This window comes from Aureimonas psammosilenae, assembly GCF_009176975.1.
Lineage (GTDB): Bacteria > Pseudomonadota > Alphaproteobacteria > Rhizobiales > Rhizobiaceae > Plantimonas > Plantimonas psammosilenae.
Map to the genome: position 1 here is coordinate 178,844 of NZ_WEZG01000004.1, position 26,584 is coordinate 205,427.

The following is a 26,584-nucleotide window of genomic DNA, read 5'->3' on the forward strand; positions in this document are numbered from 1 at the left end:
AATGCCGGACATGACCGATGACATCCGCCTCCAGATGGGCCTTCGCCCGATCATCAACGCTTCCGGCACGATGACATCGCTCGGCGCCTCGATCGTCGTGCCGGAAGCGGTGGCGGCGGTCGCGGCGGCCCTGCGGCAGTTCATCGAGATCGGCGATCTGCAGAAACGGGCGAGCGCCACCATTGCCCGGCTGACAGGCGGCGAAGCGGGCTTCGTGACGGCGTCCTGCGCGGCCGCCATCACCTTGTCGGTCGCCGCCACCATGACCGGCGACGACCGCGCCGCCATCGAGCGCCTGCCCGACACGCGGCGCCTCTCCCGCGACGAGGTGGTGATCCAGTCCGGTCATATGGTGGGCTACGGCGCGCCCGTGGATCAGGGCATCCGCCTTGCCGGCGCCAAGCCCGTTCCGGTCGGTCAGGCGACAAGCGCGGAAGGCTGGCAACTGGCGGGCGCCATTACCGAGCGCACCGCCGCCGCGCTTTATGTCGTGTCGCACCACGTGGTTCAGTACGGGCAGATGCCGCTCGGCGAGTTCATCGAGGTCGCCCATGCCAGGGGCGTCCCGGTGATCGTCGATGCGGCCTCGGAATACGATCTGCGCGGGTTTCTGGCGGCAGGGGCCGATCTCGCGCTTTATTCCTCGCACAAGTTTCTGGGCGGGCCGACGGGCGGGATCGTCGCGGGCCGCAAGGATCTCGTGCGCGCCGCCTATCTCCAGAACAACGGCATCGGCCGCGGCATGAAGGTCGGCAAGGAAGGCATCGTCGGCACGATCGCGGCGCTGGAGGCCTGGGAGCGGCGCGACCACCACGGCATCCGGGCGCGCGAGCGCGCGGCGCTCGGTCTCTGGCAGGAAACGCTGGAGCCCTTCGCCGGCGTCGCCCCGGTGATCGAGCCCGATCCGACCGGCAACCCGCTCGACCGCCTGCGCGTCGCTGTCGATCCTTCCGCCGCCCATATCACGGCCTGGGACCTTGCCGACGGGCTCGGCCGGGGCGCGCGCCCGGTGATCGTGCGCGACCACGAGGTGGAGCACGGCTACTTCTACCTCGACCCCTGCAATCTCCATCCGGGACAGGCCGAGATCGTCGCCGAGCGCTTGAACGAGGAACTGGAGATCGCCCGGCGCTCCAATACGGTGATCGCGACGGATCTGACGGAGCGCCGTCGCCGAAGGGCGCGGAGCACCTGGCCGGACTGACAAAGGCGAAGGCTTCGCCGAATAATGCGAAACCGGGCCAGCGGATCGCCGGCCCGGTCTTATATGGTCGATGCGGCTTCGCCGACCGTCCTTACTGCGGGATCGGCGCGTACTTGCCGTCGTTCCAGCGGTTGATGTCGTAGCTGGCGTTCTTCAGGTCGCCCTTTTCGTCGAAAACCACCGGGCCGACCACCGTGTCGATCGGCTGGCCGTTCTTCAGCGCTTCGGCGACCTTGGTCGGGTCGTCGGACTGGGCGCGCTCGATGCCGGCCGCGAAGGCCTGGATCACCGAATAGGAGAACAGGGTGAAGCCTTCGGGCGAGAAGCCGCCGGCCTTGATCTTCTCCACCGCCGCCTTGGCTTCCGGCTTGCCCTGCGGATCGGACGGGAACACGAACAGCGTTCCTTCGCCCGCCGCGCCCGCCACCTGCCAGAATTCAGGGGTGGCGATGGAATCGGGCATGATGAGCTGGAACTTCGTGTCGCGCTCGGCCGCCTGACGCAGGATCAGGCCGGCTTCCGGGTGATATCCGCCGAAATAAACGACATCGGCCTTCGCGCCCTTCAGCTTGGTGACGAGGGCCGAATAGTCCTTCTCGCCGGCATTGATGCCCTCGAACGAGATTTCCTTGAGGCCGCTCGCGTTCATGCTCCGCTGCACGGCCTCCGCGATGCCCTGCCCATAGGCGGACTTGTCATGGAGGATCGCGACATTCTTGCCCGGATAGTTCTTGGCGATCCACGGCCCGATAAAATCGCCCTGCGCGTCGTCGCGGATGTAAAGGCGCATGACCGTCTGCCACCCGTTCTCGGTGGCGGCGTCGGTGAGCTTCGGGTTGGAGGAGGCGGGCGTCATCATCAGCGCGCCGCCATCGGCGTAAACCGAGGATGCGGGGATGCTGGAACCCGAGCAGGCATGTCCGTCGATGAACATGATGCCTTCGCTGATGATGCGGTTGGCGACCGACACGGCCTGCTTGGGATCGCAGACGTCGTCTTCCATCTGCAGGCTGATCTTGCGCCCCATCACGCCGCCCTTGGCGTTGATGTCGTCGGCGGCCGCCTGCGCGCCCTGCTTGAACTGGTCGCCGAGAGCGGCGAGCGGGCCGGTCAGCGGGCCGGCGACGGCGATCCGCAGATCGTCGGCCTGCGCCGCCGTCGCCAGAACCAAGGCGGCCACGGTGGAAAGGAGAGTGATGGGCAGTCGCATGAAGTTCCTCCGGAAAAACTCGCCTCGCCGGAACCCGAACTCTTCCGGCAATTCGACCGTGCCTATGAATTGTTCGAGGTCATGAGTCCACCGACCATCCCGCCTCCCGCGCCTTCCGGCGGACCGAAAGCGCGGTGACGCATGGAAAACTTATCGTGAGCTCGCCCCACCGGTCAGCGACCCGAGCCGGACATCCGTCGCCATCCACCAGTTCCCGGCATTTCGAGCGGCCACGACGAAGCGCAAGGATATCCGCGCCGATCGTCCCGCGTTCCGGACGCATAGGTCGCGTCCAAGCGATCAGCAGCCTCGATTGGGCGCGGCGCGATCTCGATCCGCAGGCGATGGAGGCTGCGGCGGCGCCAAGGTCATCGCCGTCACCGACTCGCGCAACACGCTCGCCGCCCATTGCGACATCGCCCTGGTCGTGCAAACGCTGGAGAATACCGATGTCTAAGAACCGGGGACAGAACCTAGCGGAGGAGGGCTGGCGAGGACTTTTTGTTTCCGGCGAGGCGCCGAGCGCAGTCCATGCAGCGCATGGGCGAGCATCGGCAACGGTCCGAAGGACGGGCGAGACAAGCGGCTCGCCCCGCAGGGGGCGGAAAGGACCGTCAGACCGACCCGCTGGGTTCTGTCCCCGGTTCTAAACGCCGACCCTTTCGCGCATCGCCGCACTCGTCGTCATCGACATCCTGTCGACGACCGTGGCGCCGCGCCGCAGCGACGCCGCCGCCGACCGCATCGACCTGATGAAGCGGCGGCTGAACAACCCTCGTCTTTCCGACGAATAATGAAACCGGAGGAAGCCTCTTGTATCTCGAACGCTTCAAGCTGACCGACAAGATCGCCGTCGTCACCGGCGCGGGCCAGGGCATCGGCCAAGCCACCGCCGAAGCGCTGGCGGAAGCCGGCGCCCACGTCGTCGTCACCGACATGAACGGCGCGGCAGCCGAAGCGGCGGCGGAAAAGATCCGCCAGAGCGGGGGCTCGGCCGAAGGAATGAGCCTCGACGTGACGCGCTCCGACGATGTCGAGCGCGTCCGGCAGGCCGTCATCCAGAAGCATGGCCGCGTCGACATCCTCGTCAACAATGCCGGCATCGCCATCAGCAACCGTCCGGCCGAGACCATGACGGACGATGTCTGGCTGAAGGTCGTCGACGTCAATCTCAACGGCTTGTTCTGGTGCTGCCGCGCCTTCGGCTCGGCCATGCTGGAGCGCGGCAGCGGCAATATCGTCAATGTCGGCTCGATGTCCGGCTTCGTCGTCAACCGGCCGCAGGAACAAGCGCAGTACAACGCCTCGAAGGCGGGCGTGCATCACCTGACGAAGTCGCTGGCCGCCGAATGGGCCTCGCGGGGCGTGCGCGTCAACGCCGTCGCGCCGACCTATATCGAGACTTCGCTGACCGCCTATGTCTATGACGACCCGGAACTGATGAAGCACTGGATCGGCGGCACGCCGATGGGCCGGATGGGCCGCACCGACGAGATCGCCTCAGTCATCCTGTTCCTCGCTTCCGAGGCGTCGAGCCTCATGACCGGCTCGATCGTCACGGCCGACGGCGGCTATAGCTGCTGGTGAAGCGCCGCGGCGCATCCGGTTTTCGGATGCGACGCCGTTGTGGCCGTTTGATCCCTAACGCGTTTGGAACGAACCGTAGTCCATGCCTTGCAGGTCCTCGATGAGGCCGGGACCTTCGGGCCGCCAGCCGAGGCGCTCGCGCGTCCACGTGCTCGACGCCGGCATGTCCATCCGGGCAAAGCCGGCAAGCCAGCCGAAATGCGGCGACGCTTCGTCGGGCATCAGCGACCTGACCGGGAGGGCGAGCCCGGCGCCGATCGTTTCGGCGATCTCGCGAACCGCAACGCCTTCTTCCGCGACAGCATGCCAGCGCGCGCCGTCCTCGTGCTTCTCCAACGCCAATCGGTAGAGACGGGCCGTATCCTCGATCGGCGCCGCCGGCCATCGGTTCTCGCCGTTTCCGACATAGGCCGAGAAGCCCTTCTCGCTAGCCAGATCGATCAACGGCGTGACGAGGCCCTGCTTGCGCGTGTCGTGGACCTGCGACAGCCGGACATAGGCCACTCCAACGCCCTTCTCAGCCACCTCGATACCGGCAAGCTCCGACACGATCCGAGGGTTCGGATGCTCGCGATCGAGCACGTCCTCCCGCGCAGGCTCGCCATGGCCCGGGCTTCCCATGCCGATACCGGAGGTGATCAAGAACGGGCGTTTGGAGCCGGCGAGGACCTCGCCGATCGCTCGGATCACGCCTCGGTCCTTCTCGCAGTTCTGGACGAAGCGTGAGAAGTCATGGTCGAAGGCCGTGTGGATCACGGCATCCGCGTTCTCGGCACCTCGGGCCAGCCCGGCTGCGTCATCGAGATCGCCTCGGAAGGTTTGCGCACCAGCCTCCTCCAGCCACCGCGCGCCCGCATCGGACCGCGCAAGGCCGAGCACCGAATGTCCGGCCTCGATGAGTTCGGGCACGATCCGCGAGCCGATGAAGCCGGTCGCACCAGTCAGAAATACACGCATGGGACATCTCCAGTATCGTCGGCAGCAGATGTCGCGCTGTCGCTTACCGTGTTAAAGTAGTGATCTTATCAGGGTATAATCGCCAACTGGATCGCCTTGTGACCGTATCGACCGCCAACCCGCTCGGGATCTATCTTCGCGATCGCCGGACGCGGCTCGACCCGGCGACGTTCGGGTTCGCCGGCGGACGGCGGCGGACGCAAGGGTTGCGGCGCGAAGAGGTCGCCCAGCGCGCCAATATCAGCCCGACCTGGTACACCTGGCTCGAGCAAGGGCGCGGCGGAGCGCCGTCGGCCGACGTGCTCGATCGTATCGCCAAGGGGCTGATGCTGACGGAGCCGGAGCGCGAGCATCTCTTCATGCTCGGTCTCGGCCGACCGCCCGAAGCGCGCTACAAGCCCGTCGAGGGTGTCACGCCGCGCTTGCAGCGTCTCCTCGATGCGTTCGAGATCAGTCCGGCGATCGTCAAGACGGCGACCTGGGACGTCGTCGGCTGGAACCGTGCGGCCGCGATGCTTCTCACCGACTATGCCAAACTGCCGCGAGAGAAACGCAACATCCTGAGGCTCGTTTTCGCCGATGCGGGGGTGCGGGCTCGGCAGGACGACTGGCAAAGCGTCGCGCGCTTCGTGGTCGGCGCGTTCCGCGCCGATGCCGCGCGGGCCGGCGCAAGCCGCGAGATCACGCAACTCGTCGAAGAGCTTTCGCAAACCAGCCCGGAATTCGACGCGCTTTGGCGTGACAACGAGGTGATCGCCCACGGCGAAGGCGTGAAGCGGCTGCACCACCCAGAACTCGGCTTGGTGGAACTGGAATTCTCTGCCTTCGCCGTCGATGGGCGTCCCGAACTCGGCATGGTCGTCTACAATCCCGCGACGGACGCGGAAGCAACGCGGATACGGACTTTTCTCAAAACGGCTGCGTCATAGCCTGCGCTCATGATCCACGCGATCGATACGTCATTTGGATGGCCTTCGGAGCGCCCTCGCATTCTGCCGCTCACGAAAGGCGCACGGATGCCAAGGCCCTGCTGCTCTGGCGTTGGTTCGCACGGCGCAGGCCTTCGGTGCCGACCGCAAAGGTACGGCGATCCGCTGCATGGGACCACTCCACGGGACGCTTCGTCCCGAACGGTCTAGGGTTCAGGATCCATTGATGTGGAAGGCGCGATCTGATTCAGGCTCCGCAAGGACACCGAATATGAGCGATCTGTATTGGCTGACGGACGAGCAGATGGCGCGGCTCGAGCCGTATTTTCCCAAGAGCCATGGCAGGCCGAGGGTAGACGATCGGCGCGTGCTGAGCGGGATCATCTTCGTCAATCGCAACGGGCTGCGCTGGCGGGATGCGCCGAAGGATTACGGCCCGCATAAGACGCTTTACAATCGTTGGAAGCGCTGGGGTCAGATGGGCATCTTCACGCGCATGATGGAAGGGCTGTCGGCGGGCGCTGAGCGCAAGACGGTGATGATCGACGCGACCTATCTGAAGGCGCACCGCACGGCGTCGAGCCTAGCGGTAGAAAGGGGGATCTCGGCCGCCTGATTGGCCGAACCAAGGGCGGCATGAACACCAGGCTTCATGTTGTTACCGATGCCAACGGCCGTCCCTTGAGCTTCTTCATGACCGCTGGCCAGATCAGCGACGACACCGGGGCGGCAGCCTTGCTGGACAATCTGCCCAAGGCTCAATGGCTGCTTGCCGACCAAGGCTATGATGCCGACTGGTTCAGGGACGCGCTGGAGGAGAAGGGCATCAAGCCCTGTATCCCGGGCCGGAAATCGCGCAACGAGCCCATCAAACACGACAAACGCCGCAACACACGCCGCAACCGGATCGAGATCATGTGTTTGATCCCAGGATTTGATGGTGCAATCTTTTCGCAGGAGTGGAAGGAGGCACTGTGGGCCAGGTTCACCACGCAAGCGCCGCAACGACAGCGGCAGTCCGTCGAGCGATACAGCATAGTCAAGAGAGCCTGAGATCTCTGGCCAAGCGCTACGGCATCAACCCGAAGACCGTGGCCAAGTGGAAGAAGCGGACCTCGACGGCCGATCGCAGAAGCGGTCCGATTGAGCCAAAGTCGACGGTGCTGTCGGTCGAGGACGAAGCCGTCATCGTCGCTTTCCGCCGCCACACGCTGCTGCCGCTCGACGACTGCCTCTACGCGCTTCAGGCATCGATCCCGCATCTGACGCGGTCATCATTGCACCGGTGTCTTCAGCGCTACGGCATCTCCCGCCTTCCTGATGTCGAAGGCGACAAGCCGCGTCGCTCCAAGTTCAAGCACTATCCGATCGGTTACTTCCACATCGATATCGCCGAAGTTCAAACGGCCGAAGGCAAGCTCTACCTTTATGTCGCCATTGATCGCACGAGCAAATTTGCCTTCGTCCAGGTCGTGCGCAAAACCGGACGAACCTCTGCCTCTGCCTTCCTGATCGCCTTGATCGAAGCGGTGCCCTACCGGATCCATACGGTGCTCACCGACAATGGCATCCAGTTCACGTTCCCGCCCCGCTACGCCGATGGGCCGACCGCCCGGTACATGACGCACATGTTCGACATGCGCTGCCGGGAGAACGGCATCGAACATCGACTGACGAAAGTGAAGCACCCCTGGACCAATGGCCAAGTCGAGCGGATGAACCGCACGATCAAGGAGGCTACCGTCAAACGCTTTCACTACGACGACCACCAACAGTTCGAAACGCATCTCTCGAACTTCGTCTCAGCCTATAATTTTGCACGCAGGCTGAAGACCCTCAAAGGGCTCACCCCGTACGAGTTCATCTGCAAACAGTGGACTTCTGAACCGGAACGATTCACGCTCGATCCAATCCATCAAATGCCGGGACTAAACAGCTAGACCGTATCCGACAAAAGCGGGACGCTTTGCATGTCGCCGCCGTCATCGCCGTGGGATTGATCTTGCGCTGAAGGGCCGGAAGGAGCCTGTTCGCTCCGGGGGCCTGCTGCCGAGGTAAGTCAACATTTCAGCGCGGAACCGACCTTATCCGGCTAGTTGGCCGCGCGAGACCTGGCGGGCGCTGTCGCGTCCGATCCCTTTCGCGCCAGATAGACTTCGATGCCGGCGCGGGTCAGGAACGAGGCTATGGCGATCAGAATGGCCACCCAGCGAATGCGCTGCTCGTCCCTCTCGACCTTCGTTTGCCGCGATGCCAGCAACGCCTTCTCGTTCTCGGTGATGTCGCCGATGGTATGCCGGATGGCGTCCATCGTCGCTTGTTCCATCATAGCGACCTCGCGTCGGCGAGCGGCCTCGAAGCCTTGAGTATCGTGCAGCCGGATCGACGCGGCCAGTTCGTGGAGCTTGCCGTCGACCAGCTCGTTCAATCGTCCGACGCGCGCCACCTGTCCGGCATTGTCGGCGATCTGCGCCGAGAGGGTCATGCGCAGCGTCGAAAGGCGGTCGAGAGCTTTGTCGTAAGGGTCGAGATAGCGCCGGTCGCCGCTGAGGAGATAGCCGCGCTGGCCGGTTTCCGCGTCGTCGAGCCCGATCAGGACGTCCTTGGTGGTATCGATCGCTTCATAGGTATGAACCACCAGCCCCTGGTGGTCGCTGAGCAGGCGGTGGGTCCAGGTGGTGGCGATCACGCCCGCCGCGATCACGATTCCGACCGGGATCGAGCGCAAAAGCACGGGCGTCGTCAGATAGTGCTCGCGCACCGCCCGCCACGACCAGACGCTCACCATCTGCGTCCGTTCGCGTCGGGCCCGAGACGGCCACCCGGAATGCCATGACGGGGCCAGGAGCGAGCCGAATGATCATCGCGCCAGAGCGCTGCGCTCGGACCGCGTCGCGGACGCTCCCGCGCGCCCCTCACCGGCACCTCGACCGTATCGGCGTCGCTCGATCCATCCGCATCGGTCGCCGTGACACCGAGCCTATGGAGACCGTCAGATGCCCGGCTTCGACATCTTGGTCGCCGGGCAGGTTGAAGAGGAGCGGCCGGACGCGCGCGGCGACGTCGGTGACCTTGCAGACCTGCTCGGGTGTCGCCTGATTGGCGTTATGAGCTTCGTCGCCGAGCGTTTCGAACATCCGCAAACCTGCCCGGCCGTCGCCTTCGCACGCATGGGAATCGCCGAACTGCAGCCATCGAAGCATGACGCGAGCTTTCCGAAGAAGGGAAACGGACAAGAGCCCACCTAGCTCTCCGTTCGAGATTTCCAACGCTTCCCAGGGTCGACCGAACACATGTCCGACAGCCCTGTCGGCCGGTGCGCTCGCGCCCGTGAAGCGACAGGTCTCGTCACGGGCATGATGAATTTCGCTATCCATCGCCGTTTTCCGCATGGGGGCGGGGAATAAAGCGCCTGGGGGTCCGGTTTCTTTCGCGAAGGCACTGCCATTCGGGGAGGGGGCGCATGCGGCATCACTCGAAGGTTTCCAAGGACGGCGCAACGCTCGCGACCCGGTGGGCGGCGTGACGTCGCGCGCGTCTGCCTGAAGCTCGCGTGCGCCGGCGATGCCTCCGCTCGAACTCCTCCTGCCGTTCGCGCTCGGCCTGATGGCCCTGCAACTGACGCCCGGTCCGGACATGCTGCTGATCCTCGACCGGGGCATCTCGCATGGCGGCCGGATCGCCTTCTCCACGATCGCGGGCATCGTGGTGATCGCCGGCGCGATCCAGCTCGGCCTGCTCGTTCTCGGGCTCGGTACCCTCCTTCGCGAGCGGCCCGAGGCCATGTTGATCCTTCGCGCGGTGGGCGCCGCCTATCTCTGCTATCTCGGCTTCCGGATGATGACCACGAGGCTGTCGGTCCTCGATCCGGGAAAGGGGCGGCCGGTCGGCCTCCTCGCAGCGCTTTGGGAAGGCGCGTTCAGCAGCCTCACCAATCCGAAGTCGTTTCTTTTCCTGTTCGTCGTCCTGCCGCAATTCGTCGATCCCCATGCGGGACCGATCTGGCTGCAGATGCTGGCGCTCGGCCTCCTGCACAAGCTGGCCGGTCTCGTGACCCTCGGCTCCGTCGCCCTCGCGGCCGAGCGCATCGGCCGGCTGGTCCGCCGATGTCCCCGCGTGCTCGTCGTCCAGCGCGGCCTTTGCGGCGGGCTGATGGTGGCGATCAGCGCCGTTCTGGCGACGCGCATTCCGTTTCCGTCGTGAAGGGGGGAACCGTTCGACAACGATGCATCTGGCCAATCCCGGCCGGACGTTGCATGCTCGGCGGCATCCGCAACTTGTTCCCCATCGACGAACGCTTTCGCTGAACGGAAACATCGCCATGCCGATACGGATGGTCCGGACCCTCGGCCGGTTTCCCCGCGAACGGTCGTTCGACCGCGCTATCGGCCGCCGCAAACGGCGCGACGCGGCTTTTCCATCTTGAGCGCCGATTCCAAGGCCAAGTTCGATCGTCTCATCCTGCCGCGTCTCGACGACGGCTTCCGCCTCGCCCGCTGGCTGACGGGCAACCCGACGGATGCCGAAGACGTGATGCAGGAGGCCTGCCTCAGGGCGTTTCTCGGTCTGGAGCGGCTGGTCGAGAACAATGTCCGCGCTTGGTTCCTGACGATCGTGCGCAACGCCTGTTATTCGTGGCTGGAAAAGCATCGGCCGGGAATATTTCTGTCCAGCGAGCAATTACAATGGAAGGATCAACGCATCCTGGAGACTGGCAGCCATGAATCCGCGGCCCTCCCCAGCGCGGAAGACATGCTGATCGCGAAGGACGAAGCCCTCCGGCTTTCGCGCGCCGTCGAGGGGCTTCCGATCGCCATGAAGGAGGTTCTGGTTCTCAGGGAATATCACGACCTCACCTATCGGGAGATCGCCGAGATCAGCGGCGTGCCGATCGGCACGGTCATGTCGCGGCTGGCGCGGGCGCGCCAGCATCTTCTCCTCCGGCTGGAGCGAGATGCCGATGAATCCTGACGACAAGACCCATCTGATGCTCGCCGCTTATCTCGATGGCGAGCTGTCCCCCGCCGAAGCGATCGACATGGAGCTGAGGCTCGACGGCGATCCGGTTCTGCGGCGCCTTCGCGACGATCTGGCGGGGTTGTCGCGGGCGGTCCGTCCGCTTCTCGCCGAGCCGCCCGTTCCGGAAGGTCTCAGTGCCCGGATCGCGCAGCGTCTCGACGAGGTCGCCGTCGTGCCGACGCGGCGCGAACCGAAACCCTGGCGGGCGATGGCAGCGATGCTGCTGATCGGACTTCTGGCCGGAGGCGCGCTCGGCTACGGCCTTTCGCTCGCAGGGCAGGCATCCCGAAGCCAGGACCGGGTGCTCGATGCCTTGTATGCCGGGCACCTTCGCGCGCTTGCCGCGCCGCAACCCTTCGACATCGCGTCCTCCGACAGGCATGTCGTGAAGCCGTGGTTCAACGGGCGCACGAGCATCGCGCCCGACGCGCCGGATCTTGGCCCCGACGGCTTTGCGCTGGCCGGGGGGCGGATCGACATCGTCGATGGCGAGAAGGTGCCGACGCTCGTCTACCGGCGGCGCGAGCACGTCATCAGCGTCACCGTCGTTCCGCGCAAGGAAGCGCCGGATGTTGCGGCGCTCGCCCGGCGCGAAGGCTCCAATGTCGAGCGCTGGGACGCTGGCGATCTCACTTATTTCGCCGTGTCCGACCTGAACCGTGCCGAACTCCGCCAATTCGCGACGATCTTCGCGTCGCGCACGGCACCGCGACCCTGACGCCGCTCAGGCATCGGCGGGCGCGGCCGGCTGCGCGCCCTTCGCGACCGAGCGAAGCGACTGCGGTTCGACCAGCATGGTCAGATCGAGCGCGGGCAGGGTGTCGCCGGCCTCCATTGCGTCGGCAAGCACCATCAGCAACAGGAAAACGTCCTCCCGTTGCAGACCGTTTCGGCAGCGTATCTTGCGCAATTCCATCCTCCCTTCCGCGCGGTCCGTTCGCATGCGGGAGATGCGTTCGGTCCTGAGCTCGGGTCCCTCCCTTCGAAACAGGCGGCGAGCTGGATTTATTCCGTCGGCACTCTCATCCGAGCTGAGCTTCCGAGCTACAAGCCGTGCTCGCCTCGTCTTGCGAAGGGCCGGACCGGATCGGCGGAGGACGACACCACGAGGAGCGGTCTTCGCCACTGAGCGGCGTTCGCCAGCGAGTTGTCCGCTCTCAGCTCTTCCGCAGCCGTGCCATGGCAAGGACATCCGCGTCGCGACCGTTGCGAAAGGCGTAGCCGCGCAGCGTGCCTTCGGTCTCGAAACCGGCTTTGTCGTAGAGCCGGATCGCCGGCGCGTTATCGGCGAACACCGTCAGTTCGATGCGGCGAATGTCCAGCCAGTCGTCGGCTGCCTCGACCAGGGCGCGAAGTAACGCCGTGCCGATCCCGCGCCCGGCATGGTCGTCGGCGACCGTCATGCCGAGGCTGGCGACATGGCGGCGTCGGCCGCCGAGCCGCTCCAGCCCCCCATTCCCGACGACGAGATCGCCCAGCACCGCGACGACGTGCAGACGGTCGGCGTTTCCGCTTTCGAGCCAGCGCCTCGTGTCCTCGACGCGGCCGAAGGGCGGACGCAGCGTTCCGGCCCGCACAAGCGGCATGTTGGCGATGGCGGTCAGCCGCTCGGCATCGTCCGGGCGGGAGGCGCGCAGAAACGGCTAGAGCCGGCTCTGGTTCTGCGAAGGTTCGGGCTGGGGCATCGTGGATTCGTCCTTCATCCTTGGCTGAGCCGGACGGGACAGAGGCATGATGGCCATGCCTGCAGACCCGTCACCGTGGCGGCGGGTCTTACGGAACTGATCGCTTCGGCCTAGTGCCGCACGTGTCCCGCACACCCGGCAAGCCGAGTGGGCATGATTGCGTGCGTGAGGCGATGCTCGATCATGGAGTGATCATCATCGGTTCGCCCAGCAGCGTCAAGGGTTGATCCATGCGAGGCAGGGTGACCGCCTTCGACGCGGAAGGCCATCCACCTCGATCGACGAGGCTCCTTTCGCGCCCCATCGCCGCGATCGGGAAAGCGCGCTTGCGTCGCGCCGATCTTTGCCGAAACTATCGGCCAGTGCATTCGGGAGGAACGAGGACGATGCCGATCTTGACGCAAGTAGTTCGAGGCATCCGCGCGCGCATGGGCATGCCGGCCGCATGGCTTTCCGTCGGCGCGGTTCTGGGCGCGGTCGGACCGGCCTTGGCGCAGGACGCAGCCCGCCCGGAAAGCGGCGGGCGCATCGGCACGGTGGAGGAAATCTACAACGGAAAGCTTCTGCCGGACGACGCGGTGGCGACCTTCCGCAACATCGACCGCCTGTTTCCCACCCGCCGGATCGAGGCCGGCGGCGCGGTTCGCGAGCTGCCGCGCGCCGAGCGGCAACTGGGCGAGGTCTCGTTCGGCGTCGGCGAGAAGTTCTACGACCTTTACGACGTGATGGCGCTCGACAGCTTCACCGCGCTTCTGGTTCTGAAAAACGGCAAGATCGCCTTCGAAACCTACCAGCGCGGCAACACGCCCGATACGCGCTGGATGTCGATGTCGGTCGCCAAGTCCATCACCTCGACGCTCGCGGGTATCGCCATTCGGGAAGGCCGGATCGCCGGGCTCGACGCTTCCGTCACCGAGCATGTGCCGGCCTTGAAGGGCAGCGCCTATGAGGGCGTCACCCTGCGCGACGTCCTGATGATGTCGTCGGGCGTGAAATGGAACGAGACCTATACCGACCCGGCCTCCGACCGCCGCGCGCTCCTGAAGGCGCAGATCGCGCAAAAGCCCGGATCGGCGATGAAGCTGATGGCGAGCCTGCCGCGCGCCGCCGAGCCCGGCACCGTCAACAACTACAGCACAGGCGAAACGCAGGTCCTCGGCGAAATCGTGCGCGGCGCGGTCGGCAAGCCGCTCGCCGAGTATCTGTCGGAAAAGATCTGGAAGCCCTACGGCATGGAAAGCGACGCCACCTGGTGGCTGGACTCCCCGGACGGCAGCGAGATCGGCGGCAGCGGCATCAGCGCGACGCTGCGCGACTACGGCCGGTTCGGCCTGTTCTTTCTGAACGAGGGGCGGATCGGCGAGGCGTCCATCCTGCCGGAGGGATGGCGCGACGAGGCCTCCCGGCCGACGCGGTTGAAGGACGGCAAGCCGCTCGACTACGGCTATATGTGGTGGACCGGATGGACGGAAGCGTCGATCGCCGACAAGGCCTTCGCTGCGGTCGGCATCCAGGGACAGAACATCTACATCAACCCGACGCGCAACGTCGTGATCGTCACCTTCGGCGCGCAGCCCAAGCCCACCGACAAGGAGCCCGTCGATCCCCTGGCCTTCTTCGACGCCGTGGCCAAAGCGCTGGATTGAGAATGCCGGCGACATCGAGCGAAGTTCAGGCGCGGACAGGTCCCGCCTGAACGAAGCTCGCTCGAGAGGCCGCGCCGCCGCGGCGATTTTTCCCGTGCCGAGACATCTCGCCCGTCAGGTCGGTGCGTTTTGCGCCGCTTCGTTCCCGGATTTTCGAAGGCGTGGTGCGGCGCGCCGGATCGATGATCGGCGTGATGAAGAACGCGGGCAACTGGCCGACGCGCCGAGATCCGTCGCGAGGGCGCGTGGCAGCGCCCTTTCGCTCGCGTGACCGCAATCTTTCGCTCCACCCTTTGGCAGGCGGCGTTCGCGCTCCAGAATCACGGAACATCGGACTCGACAGCGAGCGATCGGTCCCGAACCTGCCCTCCGCTGCGAACTCGCGCGTCACCGACCGAAAGCTTGGAATGTTCCACCTGAACTTCTCGATACCCTGCCTCTACGTGCTGGCGCGCTTCCTTCTGCCGCTGCCGTGGCGGCGGCGATCGAAGATCGCGGTCGGTGCCCTGCTCCTTTTCGGATCGCAGTATCACCTTTGGAGCCGCCTTTCGTCGGGCTCGGTCTTTTCGCCCGAGTTCCCGCAAGCCGTGGTGGTGGCCTTCAACTGGGCCTTCGGCGCGATCCTGTTCCTGGCGATCATCCAGATCGCGCTCGATCTCGTCGGCCTCGCCAGGCTCGCCTTCCGCCGGCGGACGCCGATCGTTTCGACGCGCGCCCGCTATGGGGCAGCGGTCACCGCGATGGTTCTGGCCGCCGTCGCCGTCGATCAGGCGACGCGGGTTCCCGAACCCAAGGACATCGAGGTCGCGATCCGCGGCCTGCCGTCTGAGTTCGACGGGTATCGCCTTTTGCAGATCACCGACCTGCACCTCAGCCGCCTTTTCCAGGGGAATTGGGCGCGCGCCGTCGTGGAGCGCGCCAACGCGCTCGACGCCGATCTGATGGTGGTGACGGGCGACCTGATCGACGGTTCGGTGGAAGCGCGACAGGCCGATGTCGAGCCGCTCCGCGCGCTTCGTGCGCGGGACGGCGTTTGGATGATCCCCGGCAACCACGAATACTATTTCGGCTTCGAGGCGTGGATGCGTCGGTTCGGCGAACTCGGTCTTCGCGACCTCACCAACCGCCACACGGTGCTGCGCCGCGGCGATGCCGGGATCGTCCTTGCGGGCCTCGCCGATCTGAGGGCTCCGGCGAACGGCCAGGAGGGCCCGGATCTCGACGCGGCGCTGGCAGGCGCCCCGACGAACGCGCCCGTGATCCTTCTGGAGCATCAACCGCGCAATGCCCCCGAGCGCGCCGGGCGCGCGGCCCTGCAACTGTCCGGCCACACGCATGGCGGCATGATCCTCGGCCTCGATCGCCTGTTCGCCCTCGCCAACAACGGCTTCGTGTCCGGCGCCTACCGGGTCGGCGAGATGACGCTTTACGTCAGCAACGGCACGGGTCTCTGGCCGGGTTTCGCCCTGCGCCTCGGCAAGCCGCCCGAACTGACCCGCATCACCCTGCGCCCCGCTGCCTGAAAGCTTGGCGCAGACCAGAACCGTTGGCGGGATGTTCGCTCGACCGCATCCGGCCGGGTTCGACCCGCCTCCTCGGTTTGACCGCGCGGCGCGGATCATCGAAAGCGGGCGGGGCGACGGATTTGGAACGGGCGACGTGCTGCGATCGGAGCGAACGGGACAGGAAGGCAGGCCGTCGCCGACCGGGCTTTCGAAGGTCGCGGGTGACGTGGTCGTCGCGTTCGATGACGTCTCCGTCGGCGCGTTCGGCGATGGCTGCCCGCTTCTTCTGCTGCACGGCGCGGTGCAGACCCGTGCGGTCTGGGAAGCCCAAGTCGGTGCGCTCGCACCGCGCCGGCGCCTGATCGTTCCCGACCTTCGCGGCCACGGCGACACATCGCTGGGGCATTGCCCGCTGACGGTGGAGCGGCTCGCATGCGACGCCTTCCGGCTTCTGGACGCCCTCCAAATTCAGCGCGCCGCCATCTGCGGCGTTTCGCTCGGCGGCATGGTCGCGTTGGAGATGGCCGCACGCTCGCCCGATCGGGTGGCGTGTCTCGTGCTTTCCAATACGCCCACGTCGCTCACCTCGATCGCGTGGCTTCGTTGGCTGATCGATCGTCTCGACCCGCAGGAATTGTTGCCGATCGCCTTTCGTTTTCTCGGCCAGGCGGCGACCGCGCGGCTGGGCCTCGGCATCGCATCGAGGATCGTCGGACCGCAATGGGTGGGACACGTGGCGCGGCGCCACTTCATCCGTGGCTTCCAGCACATGAGCCCGGAGGCGATCGTCGCCACCTACGGCGCGATCGTTTCGGCACTGCCGGTCGATCCTGGCCGCATCCGGTGTCCGGCCCTTTTGATCGCGGGCAGAAGGGATGCCCCCTCCATCGTCGCGCAGATGACGGAACTGGCCGGGACGTTGACGGATGCGCATCTGGAATGGGTGCCGGCCGGGCACGTCGCCTCGCTCGACGACCCGGACGGCTTCAACCGCTTGGCTCTTCGCTTTCTCGATCGGCAGGGCGTGTGAGGCCGAAGGGCCGCGGCCACTGCCAGCCTTCGAGCTTTTCCAGATCGCCGCGGACTTCCTCCGCCATCCGTCCGGCGGTGCCGGCATCCACCAGTCCGGCCTCTTCGGCATGGAGTGCGGCGGTGTCCAGGGTCTCGCACGCGACGAGCGGCACGCCGTGACGCTGGATACGCCGCATCGCCCGCCGAACGAACGGGCTGAAGCCGCTCGGGGTCACGTCGCGAAGATAAACGGCGACGATCCGGTCGCGGTGACGCTGGACGGCTTCGGCATAGATCACGGCGTCGTCCTGCCCCGTGTCGCCGATCAGGAGGAACGACAGCGACGGGTAGCTTGCCAGAATGCGCTCGATGGCCGCGAGCTTGTGACGGCGATGGCTGCCGGTCAGCCACTTCGTCCTGTCGATCCCGAAGTCTTTCAGGAACATCGGACCCGCCGGGATGTCGCGAAGCTGCATGAATGTCTCGAACAGATCGTAGAGGTTCCACGGGCTCGACGAGACATAGAAGATGGGGTTCGTGTCGGCACCCTTCCGTCCGGCGGCAAGCGCCCGGAACAGGTAGGCGACGCCCGGAAACGCGACGCGGCCCTCCGCCGAGTTCAAGGACACCGTGCGCCAGTGCTTCAGGAGGTTCTGCGCGCCAGTCTCGATCAACGTGTCGTCGAGGTCCGAGATGATGCCGAATTCGGGTTCGGCCTCGACGACCCGCACATAGGTCGAGGCTTCCATCGGCTCGAAGCCGTAGCCCGGCGCGCCGGTCAGCGTCATGTCGACGCGCGCCCAGGGTGCCTGGAGGGCGTCGGGCGCAAGCGCGATGTCGACATGAAAATAGCCATCCCTGTCGGTCACGGCCGTGCCGCGGGCATCGCCGATCCGCCATTCCACGCGCGCGTCGCGGATCTCGTCGGTCTCGTAGCGCCGGAAGGTCCGCTTCAGGTTGGTCCAGCGCGAAAGGCTCGGCGGGGCGTTCACGACGCCCTCGTCCTCCACGACGCGGCCGCCGAAACGCAGCCGGCCGTTCGCCGCATAGCCGCGATAGGGCAGCAGCAGCGGGCGGGACACCAACCCGAGCCGCAGCTTGATGCGATAACGCCAGTCATTCCACGCATTGGCTGCGGCGCCGACCGCCCGCAGCGCTGTTCGCTCGAACTTCATGCCCGCTTCATTTGCCAGGTTCGCACCTCGGGGCAAGAGGGAGGCATGCGAACCCGCCACTCGTCCCTCGCAAAAGCCCCTTCGGTCGCCACCCGACTTCCGAACGCGCCGGCGTTGCGCCACAACATCGGCGCTGAGCATTGGGAGGATCGATGACCACAACGGGACGGCTAAGCGGCACATCGGCGATCAACAGGCTGCGCGAGCTCTACGAGGGCGAGAGCGCCGCCGCGCATCGCTTTCGCTACGCGTTGTTCGCCTTCGACCTTCTGACCATCCTTTTCGTGATCGTCACCTCGTTCACGTCCCACGGCCCGATGTTCAAGACGCTCAGCGCGCTTCTCGGCTTGGTGGTCCTCGCCGACTTCCTGGCCCGGCTGGCGATCAGCCGCAGACGCCTTCGCGAGTTCCTCCATGCCTCGACCTGGGCCGACCTCGTCGCGATCGTGTCCTTCTTCGGCGTGGCGCTTGGCGAAGGGGCGGGCTTCCTGCGCATCCTGCGCACGCTGCGGCTTCTTCGGAACTACCGCTTCCTTCAGCGCCTGCGGGGCGACAGCCGGTTCTTCCGCCGCAACGAGGAAGCGGTGCTGGCCGCGATCAACCTTGCGGTCTTCATCTTCGTGATGACCGGCGTCGTCTACGCGACGCAAGCGGAGCGCAACCCGGACATCCGCAACTACATGGATGCCCTCTACTTCACGGTGACGTCGCTGACGACCACCGGCTTCGGGGACATCACGCTGCCCGGAACGGTCGGCCGGATCATCACCGTGGTGATCATGATCGCAGGCGTCACGCTGTTCCTGCGGCTGGCGCAGGTCCTGTTCCGCCCCTCCAAGGTGCGGTTTCGTTGCCCGCAATGCGGCCTGTCGCGACACGACGCGGACGCCGTCCACTGCAAGGCCTGCGGCATCCTCCTCAACATCCCGGACGAGGGTGCCGACTAGCGGAAATCAACGACCTGCTACGGGTGCTGACGCCGGACGGCGTGCGTGTGGCAGCGCTCGCGACACGCATGGGAGAGGACGTACGGGCCCTGGAGCGGCTGGCGGCCGGCGCGCGCTCCGAACTAGCCGGCGAGGTCACGATCAGCGCGCCTGCGGCCTATGCCGCCGCCGTGCTGGCGCTGAAGCTGGCCGAACTCGGACGCCGTCATCCCGGTCTCTCCATTCGCCTTCTCGGCGAGGCTCACCTTGCCTCGCTGGAGCGACGCGAGGCTGACATCGCGGTGCGCCTCAGCCGACCGGAGCGCGGCGAACTCACGGGCGTCAGGTTCGGCACCATTGCCTTCCGCCTTTATGCCGCTCCGGCCTATCTCGCCGAAACGAGCGAGACCGACTGGCGCTTCATCGGCAACGATGGACCGATGGCCGGATCGCCGCAGCAGGCGGCGCTTGGGCGCATTGCCGGCAAGGATCGGTTCGCCTTCCACGCCGACCATGTCGGCATCCAGGCATCGCTCGCCCGAGCCGGCGTCGGCATCGCCATGCTGCCGGACTTCATGATCGGTGAGGACGAAGCGCTCGTCCTCGTCCGTTCCGACGATCCGCCGCTCCTGCGCGAAGTCTGGCTCGTCTTCCACACGGATATGAAAGCCGCCGCGCCGGTTCGCGCGGTGATCGACTGCTTGAGAGAATCTTGATCGGGACGCTGCTTTCCAGAGCGGTCGGCACAGGTCGGACAATCGTGCAGCCGTGAGCGAGTCGTCTTGGGCGGCGATTCGACCAGCGCCTACCTCTATCGAAAGGCGGGGGATGCAGGGTGAACGGGGAAATTTACGACGCGCATCGCTGGTCACCACGAAAGGATCGGTGGTGATCTAGTGGTGACCAAATCGAATCAACCTGAAGGATCAGGCTGAACGGCCGTCCCAACTCACTGCTTTCTTTTGAAAATTTGGAGCGGGCGAAGGGATTCGAACCCACGACCTCAACCCTGGCAAGGTTCAGCATGTGAGAAGCTGGCGCACCCGACAGGATTCGAACCTGTGACCTCTGCCTTCGGAGGGTAAGGCCCAACGCTCAACCACTCTCTTCTGACGTCTATGATGCCCCTGAAAGCCAGCTTCTGCGGGCTTTTTGTCGTTTGACCTGTTATTGACGTCGTAGGCGTTCACTGATGTCTGTGTGGGATGATCTGTGGGACGGCCGGATGGAGGCCCGACATTGGCGGCGAGCGAGATCGATACCCCTTCGAAGAGAGTGCGGCTTCAGGCGCGGCGAAATCCGTATTGGCAAGGCGTCAGCGGTGGCCGAGGGGGCGTCTCGATTGGATATCGTAAGCCAACGTCTGGACCCGGCGCCTGGATTGCGAAGATCGTCGTGGAAGGGAAGCGGATCGAAGAACGGCTCGCTGGTGCGGACGACGATGGCGCTCCGCTCGGCTCGTTGACCTTCCGCGCCGCGATTTCAGCCGCGATCGAATGGAGCCGGCAGCGCTACGCCACCATCGAAGGTCAGAAGGAGGCCGGCTGGACCGTGGCAGGACCGACGGTGCGATCCGCGATCGAAAACTATGCCGCCCGCCGGAAAAAGGCTTCGCCCGTCGCCGGTGGGATCACCGAGGGGCGACTGCGAAAACATGCGCTGTCCGACGAGGCATTCGCCAAAGTCTCGTTGTCGAAGCTGCGCGCCTCGACGATCGAAGCTTGGCGCGGCCGGCTTGCCGTGCGGGACGGCAGCGAAGCGCCTGACGAAGACGAAGGCCCGACGCTGGCGCCCGCAACGCTCAATCGGCTGCTGAACGATGTCCGCGCGGCCTTGAACTCTACCGCTGAAACGCACCGTCGCGAGTTGCCGGCGCACCTGCCGAACGAGATCCGCGTCGGCACGCGCGCCGTTGCGGTGGAAGACGAGGCGCGCAAGCAGCTCCTGACGGACGACGAGGTTCGGCGCGTCGTCGCAGCGGCATTCGAGATCGACGATACGGGCGATTTCGGCCGGCTCGTCATGCTCGCCGCGGCGACGGGCGGCCGGTATTCGCAGCTCCGCGCGCTGAAGGTCGGCAGCCTGCAGCCGGCGGCCTCGCGCATCATGATCGGCGGCTCGAAGAAGGGGCGCGCCGCCAAAGCGAAAGCCCCGGTCGCGGTGCCCCTCGCGCCCGACCACATCGAACGAATGGCGGCAGCGACGGCCGGCCGGGCCCCGGATGAACCGCTTCTAATGCGTTGGGCCTATCGGCGCGCCGAGAAGCCGGCACGCTGGGAGCGGCACGAGCGCCGTGCTTGGGGGCCAGCCTATGAGATCGACAGGCCGTGGGCAGCGACCGTGAAGAGGGCAGGACTGCCGGTGGACACGATCATGTATGCGCTTCGCCATTCGTCGATCGTGCGCGGCCTGCGAGCGAATCTGCCGATCCGCCTTGTCGCTGCGCTTCACGACACGAGCGTCGAAATGGTCGAACGTCATTATGCGGCCTTCATCGTCGACGCGACCGAGGATCTGGCCCGGCGCGCGACCATCTCCTTCGCCGCGACCGTTGCGCCAGAGGACGGATCATAACCCCGATTGACCGCTGCACCCTTACGCCGGTTCTACCTCGTCTTTGTATGTCGTTTGTAACACGTTGCTTGAAGGTTCAATGTAAATCACAAGCATCACTTGACGAACTGAGTTTCTAAAAGCATATTCACGCTGCAACAGCGAAACAGCGGGCTAGATTGCCGATGATCGAATGAGATAACCTCAGCGAGCACTTCCACATGCTCGCCATTCGGAAGCTTTGACATGGCAAGCCGTAACGCAGCCCAAGCCGCGCCCGCCGTTTCGTCGGCAGCATCTCTCCATAACTCGTCTGTCGTGCCGTGGCGCGATCGACCGCTTTTGACCATGCAGGAAGCAGCCGGCATCGCCGGCGTTTCGCAAGCGTCGCTCTACGCGCTCGCGCAGAAGGGCAAGCTGACCCTTCGCAAGTTCGCCGGCCGCACGATGGCCGAGAGCGCCAGCCTCGCCGCGGCACTGGACGGTGCGGAGGCTTGGACACCATCCGACAGGAACGGAAAGGCGCTCGCTGGGCGGCTTGAGCGCTCGCGTGCTGCCTGGGCCGAGTGATCGGCTAAGCCCTTTCCCGTTTCCTCAAAAAGAAACGACGCCCGGGTGCCATCCGCAAGCGTCGTTGGATATTCTTCACGTGGATATTGTAGAGCCTTCGGGCAAACCTGACAATCTGTGGGCCGCCGTTCGCGAACAGCATCGCTCGGTCGCGCCGATTAACGAAAAGCGTGCGCCCTCAATCGAGGCGACGTCTGAACCTCAGCCTCTTCGTGCGGATACCGCCGAGCTGCGGCGCTTCGTCGATCTGGTGTTCCGGCACTGCGCCGGCGTGAAGGGCTGGGTGGCGCTGCGCGGCTTCGAGCACTCGGGTAAGTCGGGGCGGCCGGCGCAATCAGCTTGGTGCCCCTGGGGGCCAAACGGCAACGAGGCCGTTGAATGGTCCGCGAACATGGCGACCGATCTCGCGCGGCGCACGGGCGACGAACGCGCCGTGTTCTCACCGCCCGTTGCGCTGTTCGGCGACGAGAAGAACGCCAGCGAAGCCCGCGCCGCGTCGGCCGCCAACGTCGTCGCGGGACCGGTGATCGCGGTCGAGCTCGACAGCCGCCCTGCGGAGAGCTTGGCGACACTCGAAGGCGTTCTGGGGCCGGCCACCATCATCGTCGCGAGCGGCGGCGTGTGGACCGCACCGGACGGATCGAAACAGGAAAAGCGTCACGTATACTGGCGCTTGGCGCAGCCGGCGACCGACAGGGAAACGCTTCTGGCGTTGACCCGGGCGCGGCGCATCGCGTGCGATCTGGTAGGGGCAGACGCCACAGGCGTCAGCGTGGCACACCCGATGCGCTGGCCGGGGTCATGGCACACGAAAGGCGAGCCGCGACTATGCCGGATCGTCGGCGGCGACGCGGAGCGAGACGTCGATCTGGACGAGGCGCTTGCGGCGCTGGAAGAGGCTGCCAAGGCTGCCGGGGTTTCGGTCGACCAACGCGGTGCCGCGCTGCGAGACGAGCGTCACGGGTTCAAGACGCAACAGCCCTTGTCGGCGAAGACGCTGTCGGACGCCGCGCGGTTGATCCCGAATGGGCCGTACCGCGACGAGGCGGACGCCTGGGCCAAGTGGATTCGCGTCGGCATGGGGTTCTACGACGGCTCGTGGGCTTCGGTCGACGGGCTGGAGGCATTCCACGCCTGGTCCGCGAAGCACGAGTTCTACGATGCCGAGAAGACCGACCAGAAATGGCATCGGTTAACATGCTCGCCGCCGACCGACACGTCGGCCGGCACATTGCTCAAGCTGATGCGCGACGTCGATCCCGAATACGTTCAGGACCGTGAGATCGTCGAGACATGGTTCGAAGAGCCTGGTCGCACAGGGCTGGAAAGCGGAGAAGGTCGTCCCGAAAGCCCTGCTCTGCAGAGCGTTGCAGCGAATGAAGCCGCGAACGGGAATCAGCAGGCTGACGACGCCAGCGCGCCCGTGTTCATCCGCGAGTTGAACAAGCGCCACGCCTTCGTCATGGACAAGGGAAACGCGTTCGTCGTGAACCTTGAGGACGGTTCGGAGATCACGTTCTCGCGCAAAGCCCATTTTCTCGACAGATACGCTAACCGCACCGTCATGAACGGGAAGAAGGAGTCCACGCAAGGCGAGATCTGGTGGGCGCACGACAAGCGTTGGCAGTTCCTGAAGGGCGTGGACTTCGATCCGAACGGCGTGCGGCCCGGTATCTTCAACATGTGGCGCGGCTTTCCGGTCCTCGGGACGCGACGCGAATGGCCGAAGCCCGAAGACGGCTGCGCCCTGATCCTACGCCACATCCGCGAGGTCGTCTGCGCCGGCGACGATAAGGTCGCGGCCTATCTTCTCGGCTGGCTGGCGCACATGGTGCAGCGGCCGGGCGAGAAGCCTGGCGTCGCCGTGATCCTCAAAGGCCGAAAAGGCGTCGGCAAGGACACGCTCGGCGATTACGTCGCCCGCTTCCTTGGCCCATACTACGTCAAGGTTTCCCACCCTTCGCAGCTCATGGGCCGGTTCAACGCGCACCTGGGAGGCAAGCTCCTCATCCATGCGGAGGAGTTGGTATGGAAGAACAAGTCCGAAGAGCAATCGACGCTGCAATCGCTGATCACGGCGTCCGAGATCGCGATCGAACCAAAGGGCGTCAACATCATGATGATGAAGTCGCAGCTCCGGTTGATCGCGACGTCCAACGCCGAGCACGTGGTGCCGGCCTCCGACGACGAGCGGCGCTATCTGGTGCTCGACGTGACGGACGACAAAAGAGGCGACCGATCGTGGTTCGGGGCCTTGCGCGCCGAGATGGAGGGGGACGGCCCCGCCTGCCTGAAACGCTATCTCGAGGGCTACCCTCTCGAAGGCTTCGAGGTCAGGGACGTTCCGGACACCGAAGCGCTATGGCGCCAGAAGGTCGCCTCGGCCTCGCCGTTGGATCGATGGATTCAAGACGAGCTTCTCGGCTCCGACGGCACGATCTGGGAGGAGCCCGACCAGCCGCTCGTCGTCTCGGTGGAGTTCCTTCACAGCCGATATGAAAAGGACACCGGAAGGCGGAATCACGCCCACGTCGACAAGACGGTGCTGGCGAAGCATCTCCAGAAGATCTTCCGGCTCGGGCCTTCGACGCAACCGAGATCTGAGAACCGGGTGCGCGTTCGTACCTTCCCCCCAAGAGAAGAAGCGCGGAAACTTTTCGAAGAGCATTTGGGCGTCAGGCTCGATTGGCCCTGATGGCAGCTTGCCCCGTGACAGGCGTGACACCCTGTGTCGCTGAAAGCCCTGTGGCGTAAGGCTTGGCACGCCTGTCACGCCTGTCACAGCTAATTCTATTCAGTATTCAATTCTATAGAACGACGTGTCGATGTGCGAACCGGACATCCGTAAAATTCCTATAAACGAGTTGGCCGAAATCAGGCGTGACAGGCGTGACAGGCCGTTTTCCGAAGCGTTTTCAGACGCTTGCCTGTCACGGGTGCCTGTGACGACCCCGTGTCAGCGGGGAAAGACCCGTGACGCCGTTCGCGCAGGCTTAGCCGAAGGGCGATATCCCTCCGGGGCCGGGCGTTCATTCGCCAAGATGCCGCCGCTTGATATCCTTCAAGAGTGCTTCCGGCTGGAACCGGCCACGGGCAAGCTCTTCTGGCGAGTTCGACCCGAGGCGCATTTCGCCACGGAGCGAGGGGCGCGGATCTTCAACGGCGCCTGGGCCGGCAGGCCCGCGCTTAACGCCCGCATGGGCAATGACGGTCCGCGGCACGGAACCCTGACGTTGCGTGGTGAGCGCTACCGCCTCCTGGCGCACCGCGTTGCGTATGCTTTGCTGACCGGAGCTGCCCCAACGCTAGAGGTGCGCCATCAGAACGGTGATCGCAGCGCGAACCTGCTCGACAATCTGGTGGAGGCCGCTCATCGCGACATTGCCGTGTCGGCGGGGCGGAAACGTCCGGGTTTGGCGGGCGCATATAAGACGAAAAACGGCAAATGGTGGTCGTGCATCGTTGTAAACGGCCGCCAGATATGGCTTGGGACTTTCGAGACGTATGTAGCGGCGCATCAAGCTTGGCTTGCGGCGCGAGCGGAACGCGAAGCGACTCTGATCGCGGCGAAATCTCCCAACGCGTTCACCTGATGGCGTCAGCGGCAATTTATGCCCGTCTGACGTCGTTAAGTCATTGCTTGTATTAAGCAATCAGGCCAATTGTCGTCAACGCGGAGCGGACGGTCGATATGCGATCCCCGGCAGCTAGAGAAGCTGTCGGCGCTAAACCTGGACAGCTTGTCCAGCACCGAAGCGTCTTTCAGAAGCGAGTTGCTGAATATTTGGTATCGGCAAGACGCTGATTTGATTGAAGAAATCGGCATGCTGCATATTTTCGGCTGTGAATTAGGGGCGGCCTGGTGCTGCATTGTCGCTTCGGCAGATGCTCGGCGGAAACCTCGCACCGCCGAGCCGCCCTTCGCAGCCTGCCCCTGTGCCACGAAGGACCACGCTATCAGGCGCGCTGCAGCTTCAGGCCACTGCGATCAATGGGTCTCGCGCGCCAACCTTGGCCTTCGCCGTGAGGATGCGGTGGACGCTTCCTTTGCCGATCCCGATCTCGGCGGCAATCTGGCCCATCGACAGGCCCCTCGCCGCCAAGGCTTCCACCTTCTCCGCCTGCGCCATCGCGGTCGGCTTGCGGCCCTTGTAGAGCCCGGCCGACTTCGCCTTGGCGATTCCCTCGCGCTGGCGCTCCAGCATCATCTCGCGCTCGAACTGCGAGATCGACATGAGCATGTTGAACATCAGCCGCCCGGTCGCGGTCGACGTGTCGAGACCGCCTTCGCCAGTGCCGAGCGCCAGCACCCGCAGCGCCACGCCCTTCGCGTCGAGCCGTTGGGCAATCTCACCCATATGGACGACGGAGCGAGCCAATCGGTCCAGCTTCGTGACGACGAGCGTGTCGCCTTTTCGTGCGAACGTCATCGCCGCCTCGAGCTGGTCCCGTTTGGCGATCGACGAGACCTGTTCGGAGAAGACTTGTTCGCAGCCGAGTTGCGTCAGGTCGCGCACCTGCGCTTCGAGGCCGGCTTCCTGTTCCAACGTGGAAGTGCGGGCGTATCCGATAAGCATGACGTCCATCCGTTCCAATGACGTCTATGA

Annotated in this window: 26 protein-coding genes and 1 pseudogene; 19 read left to right on the forward strand and 8 right to left on the reverse strand. The window is 65.2% G+C overall.

All coding sequences use genetic code 11. The features are described 5' to 3' along the window. Positions 1-10 precede the first annotated feature (10 nt). Positions 11-1,204, forward strand: a complete 1,194-nt coding sequence (locus F9929_RS09575) for an aminotransferase class V-fold PLP-dependent enzyme (RefSeq protein ID WP_152046335.1) — start codon at positions 11-13, stop codon at positions 1,202-1,204. 91 nt (positions 1,205-1,295) lie between these two features. Here F9929_RS09575 and F9929_RS09580 read toward each other — a convergent pair whose 3' ends face one another. Beyond that, positions 1,296-2,414 carry an ABC transporter substrate-binding protein gene (locus F9929_RS09580; RefSeq protein WP_152046336.1) on the reverse strand — a complete coding sequence of 373 codons (1,119 nt, stop codon included), beginning with the start codon at positions 2,412-2,414 and terminating at the stop codon, positions 1,296-1,298. 313 nt (positions 2,415-2,727) lie between these two features. Here F9929_RS09580 and F9929_RS23955 point away from each other — a divergent pair, with 313 nt between their 5' ends. Further along, positions 2,728-2,871, forward strand: a complete 144-nt coding sequence (locus F9929_RS23955) for a hypothetical protein (RefSeq protein ID WP_193227678.1) — start codon at positions 2,728-2,730, stop codon at positions 2,869-2,871. A 356-nt stretch (positions 2,872-3,227) separates the two neighbouring features. Next, on the forward strand, positions 3,228-4,001 hold the full coding sequence (locus tag F9929_RS09585) for an SDR family NAD(P)-dependent oxidoreductase (RefSeq protein WP_152046337.1): 774 nt from the start codon (positions 3,228-3,230) through the stop codon (positions 3,999-4,001). A gap of 54 nt (positions 4,002-4,055) precedes the next feature. Here F9929_RS09585 and F9929_RS09590 read toward each other — a convergent pair whose 3' ends face one another. Continuing rightward, positions 4,056-4,958 carry an SDR family oxidoreductase gene (locus tag F9929_RS09590; protein ID WP_152046338.1) on the reverse strand — a complete coding sequence of 301 codons (903 nt, stop codon included), beginning with the start codon at positions 4,956-4,958 and terminating at the stop codon, positions 4,056-4,058. A gap of 98 nt (positions 4,959-5,056) precedes the next feature. On the opposite strand from F9929_RS09590, the gene F9929_RS09595 reads away from it, so the two are divergent. The 3 genes and pseudogenes from F9929_RS09595 to F9929_RS09605 all read left to right on the forward strand — a co-directional run bounded on the left by F9929_RS09595 (position 5,057) and on the right by F9929_RS09605 (position 7,827). After that, positions 5,057-5,887, forward strand: a complete 831-nt coding sequence (locus F9929_RS09595; RefSeq protein ID WP_152046339.1) for a helix-turn-helix transcriptional regulator — start codon at positions 5,057-5,059, stop codon at positions 5,885-5,887. A gap of 271 nt (positions 5,888-6,158) precedes the next feature. Then, positions 6,159-6,805, forward strand: a pseudogene (locus F9929_RS09600) (IS5 family transposase); the annotation flags it as partial. Between the two features lie 56 nt (positions 6,806-6,861). Then, on the forward strand, positions 6,862-7,827 hold the full coding sequence (locus tag F9929_RS09605; protein WP_152046340.1) for an IS481 family transposase: 966 nt from the start codon (positions 6,862-6,864) through the stop codon (positions 7,825-7,827). Positions 7,828-7,979: 152 nt separating this feature from the next. Here the strand turns inward: F9929_RS09605 and F9929_RS09610 are convergent, their stop codons facing one another. Beyond that, entirely contained in the window at positions 7,980-8,672 is a 693-nt protein-coding gene (locus F9929_RS09610; RefSeq protein WP_210251320.1) for a CHASE3 domain-containing protein, read from the reverse strand. Between the two features lie 211 nt (positions 8,673-8,883). Between F9929_RS09610 and F9929_RS09615 the strand changes: the two genes are divergently transcribed. The 4 genes from F9929_RS09615 to F9929_RS09630 all read left to right on the forward strand — a co-directional run bounded on the left by F9929_RS09615 (position 8,884) and on the right by F9929_RS09630 (position 11,624). Next, positions 8,884-9,135 (forward strand): hypothetical protein, encoded by a 252-nt coding sequence (locus F9929_RS09615; RefSeq protein WP_152046342.1) that lies wholly within the window; start codon positions 8,884-8,886, stop codon positions 9,133-9,135. Positions 9,136-9,451: 316 nt separating this feature from the next. Beyond that, positions 9,452-10,090: a LysE family translocator gene (locus F9929_RS09620; RefSeq protein WP_152046343.1), complete on the forward strand. Its 639-nt coding sequence runs from the start codon at positions 9,452-9,454 to the stop codon at positions 10,088-10,090. Between the two features lie 219 nt (positions 10,091-10,309). Beyond that, on the forward strand, positions 10,310-10,858 hold the full coding sequence (locus F9929_RS09625) for a sigma-70 family RNA polymerase sigma factor (RefSeq protein ID WP_152046344.1): 549 nt from the start codon (positions 10,310-10,312) through the stop codon (positions 10,856-10,858). After that, positions 10,842-11,624 carry an anti-sigma factor family protein gene (locus tag F9929_RS09630; RefSeq protein ID WP_235919161.1) on the forward strand — a complete coding sequence of 261 codons (783 nt, stop codon included), beginning with the start codon at positions 10,842-10,844 and terminating at the stop codon, positions 11,622-11,624. The genes F9929_RS09625 and F9929_RS09630 overlap by 17 nt, the downstream gene beginning before the upstream one ends. Before the next feature lie 6 nt (positions 11,625-11,630). Here the strand turns inward: F9929_RS09630 and F9929_RS09635 are convergent, their stop codons facing one another. Beyond that, positions 11,631-11,822 carry a hypothetical protein gene (locus tag F9929_RS09635; RefSeq protein ID WP_152046346.1) on the reverse strand — a complete coding sequence of 64 codons (192 nt, stop codon included), beginning with the start codon at positions 11,820-11,822 and terminating at the stop codon, positions 11,631-11,633. Between the two features lie 241 nt (positions 11,823-12,063). Further along, positions 12,064-12,543 carry a GNAT family N-acetyltransferase gene (locus tag F9929_RS09640; RefSeq protein WP_235919190.1) on the reverse strand — a complete coding sequence of 160 codons (480 nt, stop codon included), beginning with the start codon at positions 12,541-12,543 and terminating at the stop codon, positions 12,064-12,066. A gap of 434 nt (positions 12,544-12,977) precedes the next feature. Between F9929_RS09640 and F9929_RS09645 the strand changes: the two genes are divergently transcribed. Then, on the forward strand, positions 12,978-14,237 hold the full coding sequence (locus tag F9929_RS09645; RefSeq protein ID WP_235919162.1) for a serine hydrolase domain-containing protein: 1,260 nt from the start codon (positions 12,978-12,980) through the stop codon (positions 14,235-14,237). A gap of 25 nt (positions 14,238-14,262) precedes the next feature. On the opposite strand, the gene F9929_RS09650 is transcribed toward F9929_RS09645, so the two are convergent. Then, positions 14,263-14,448 carry a hypothetical protein gene (locus tag F9929_RS09650; protein ID WP_152046347.1) on the reverse strand — a complete coding sequence of 62 codons (186 nt, stop codon included), beginning with the start codon at positions 14,446-14,448 and terminating at the stop codon, positions 14,263-14,265. Positions 14,449-14,644: 196 nt separating this feature from the next. Here F9929_RS09650 and F9929_RS09655 point away from each other — a divergent pair, with 196 nt between their 5' ends. Further along, on the forward strand, positions 14,645-15,760 hold the full coding sequence (locus F9929_RS09655) for a metallophosphoesterase (protein WP_152046348.1): 1,116 nt from the start codon (positions 14,645-14,647) through the stop codon (positions 15,758-15,760). A 31-nt stretch (positions 15,761-15,791) separates the two neighbouring features. Then, complete coding sequence (locus F9929_RS09660; protein ID WP_152046349.1) at positions 15,792-16,772, forward strand: alpha/beta fold hydrolase; 981 nt, start codon at positions 15,792-15,794, stop codon at positions 16,770-16,772. Here the strand turns inward: F9929_RS09660 and F9929_RS09665 are convergent. Then, positions 16,729-17,928: an App1 family protein gene (locus F9929_RS09665; protein WP_193227679.1), complete on the reverse strand. Its 1,200-nt coding sequence runs from the start codon at positions 17,926-17,928 to the stop codon at positions 16,729-16,731. The two genes, F9929_RS09660 and F9929_RS09665, sit on opposite strands and share 44 nt — an antisense overlap. A gap of 152 nt (positions 17,929-18,080) precedes the next feature. Here F9929_RS09665 and F9929_RS09670 point away from each other — a divergent pair, with 152 nt between their 5' ends. The 6 genes from F9929_RS09670 to F9929_RS09695 all read left to right on the forward strand — a co-directional run bounded on the left by F9929_RS09670 (position 18,081) and on the right by F9929_RS09695 (position 25,570). After that, positions 18,081-18,875 carry a potassium channel family protein gene (locus tag F9929_RS09670; protein ID WP_193227680.1) on the forward strand — a complete coding sequence of 265 codons (795 nt, stop codon included), beginning with the start codon at positions 18,081-18,083 and terminating at the stop codon, positions 18,873-18,875. A 47-nt stretch (positions 18,876-18,922) separates the two neighbouring features. Next, positions 18,923-19,570, forward strand: coding sequence for a LysR family transcriptional regulator (locus F9929_RS09675; RefSeq protein WP_210251321.1), 648 nt, complete (start codon positions 18,923-18,925; stop codon positions 19,568-19,570). Positions 19,571-20,249: 679 nt separating this feature from the next. After that, positions 20,250-21,428: a site-specific integrase gene (locus F9929_RS09680; protein WP_152046352.1), complete on the forward strand. Its 1,179-nt coding sequence runs from the start codon at positions 20,250-20,252 to the stop codon at positions 21,426-21,428. A gap of 225 nt (positions 21,429-21,653) precedes the next feature. Next, on the forward strand, positions 21,654-21,977 hold the full coding sequence (locus F9929_RS09685) for a hypothetical protein (RefSeq protein WP_152046353.1): 324 nt from the start codon (positions 21,654-21,656) through the stop codon (positions 21,975-21,977). Positions 21,978-22,227: 250 nt separating this feature from the next. Next, positions 22,228-24,672: a DUF5906 domain-containing protein gene (locus F9929_RS09690; protein WP_193227681.1), complete on the forward strand. Its 2,445-nt coding sequence runs from the start codon at positions 22,228-22,230 to the stop codon at positions 24,670-24,672. 346 nt (positions 24,673-25,018) lie between these two features. Next, positions 25,019-25,570: an HNH endonuclease gene (locus F9929_RS09695; protein ID WP_193227682.1), complete on the forward strand. Its 552-nt coding sequence runs from the start codon at positions 25,019-25,021 to the stop codon at positions 25,568-25,570. Between the two features lie 381 nt (positions 25,571-25,951). Here the strand turns inward: F9929_RS09695 and F9929_RS09700 are convergent, their stop codons facing one another. Then, on the reverse strand, positions 25,952-26,554 hold the full coding sequence (locus F9929_RS09700) for a recombinase family protein (protein ID WP_152046356.1): 603 nt from the start codon (positions 26,552-26,554) through the stop codon (positions 25,952-25,954). Positions 26,555-26,584 lie beyond the last annotated feature (30 nt).

Excerpts from the sequence above, each read along its gene's own strand:
- F9929_RS09575 (WP_152046335.1), top strand. The coding sequence starts at position 11 with ATGACCGATGACATCCGCCTCCAGATGGGCCTTCGCCCGATCATCAAC.
- F9929_RS09580 (WP_152046336.1), bottom strand. The coding sequence starts at position 2,414 with ATGCGACTGCCCATCACTCTCCTTTCCACCGTGGCCGCCTTGGTTCTG.
- F9929_RS09590 (WP_152046338.1), bottom strand. The coding sequence starts at position 4,958 with ATGCGTGTATTTCTGACTGGTGCGACCGGCTTCATCGGCTCGCGGATC.
- F9929_RS09615 (WP_152046342.1), top strand. The coding sequence starts at position 8,884 with ATGCCCGGCTTCGACATCTTGGTCGCCGGGCAGGTTGAAGAGGAGCGG.
- F9929_RS09620 (WP_152046343.1), top strand. The coding sequence starts at position 9,452 with ATGCCTCCGCTCGAACTCCTCCTGCCGTTCGCGCTCGGCCTGATGGCC.
- F9929_RS09630 (WP_235919161.1), top strand. The coding sequence starts at position 10,842 with ATGCCGATGAATCCTGACGACAAGACCCATCTGATGCTCGCCGCTTAT.
- F9929_RS09635 (WP_152046346.1), bottom strand. The coding sequence starts at position 11,822 with ATGGAATTGCGCAAGATACGCTGCCGAAACGGTCTGCAACGGGAGGAC.
- F9929_RS09645 (WP_235919162.1), top strand. The coding sequence starts at position 12,978 with ATGCCGATCTTGACGCAAGTAGTTCGAGGCATCCGCGCGCGCATGGGC.
- F9929_RS09655 (WP_152046348.1), top strand. The coding sequence starts at position 14,645 with ATGTTCCACCTGAACTTCTCGATACCCTGCCTCTACGTGCTGGCGCGC.
- F9929_RS09660 (WP_152046349.1), top strand. The coding sequence starts at position 15,792 with ATGTTCGCTCGACCGCATCCGGCCGGGTTCGACCCGCCTCCTCGGTTT.
- F9929_RS09665 (WP_193227679.1), bottom strand. The coding sequence starts at position 17,928 with ATGAAGTTCGAGCGAACAGCGCTGCGGGCGGTCGGCGCCGCAGCCAAT.
- F9929_RS09670 (WP_193227680.1), top strand. The coding sequence starts at position 18,081 with ATGACCACAACGGGACGGCTAAGCGGCACATCGGCGATCAACAGGCTG.
- F9929_RS09685 (WP_152046353.1), top strand. The coding sequence starts at position 21,654 with ATGGCAAGCCGTAACGCAGCCCAAGCCGCGCCCGCCGTTTCGTCGGCA.
- F9929_RS09695 (WP_193227682.1), top strand. The coding sequence starts at position 25,019 with ATGCCGCCGCTTGATATCCTTCAAGAGTGCTTCCGGCTGGAACCGGCC.
- F9929_RS09700 (WP_152046356.1), bottom strand. The coding sequence starts at position 26,554 with ATGCTTATCGGATACGCCCGCACTTCCACGTTGGAACAGGAAGCCGGC.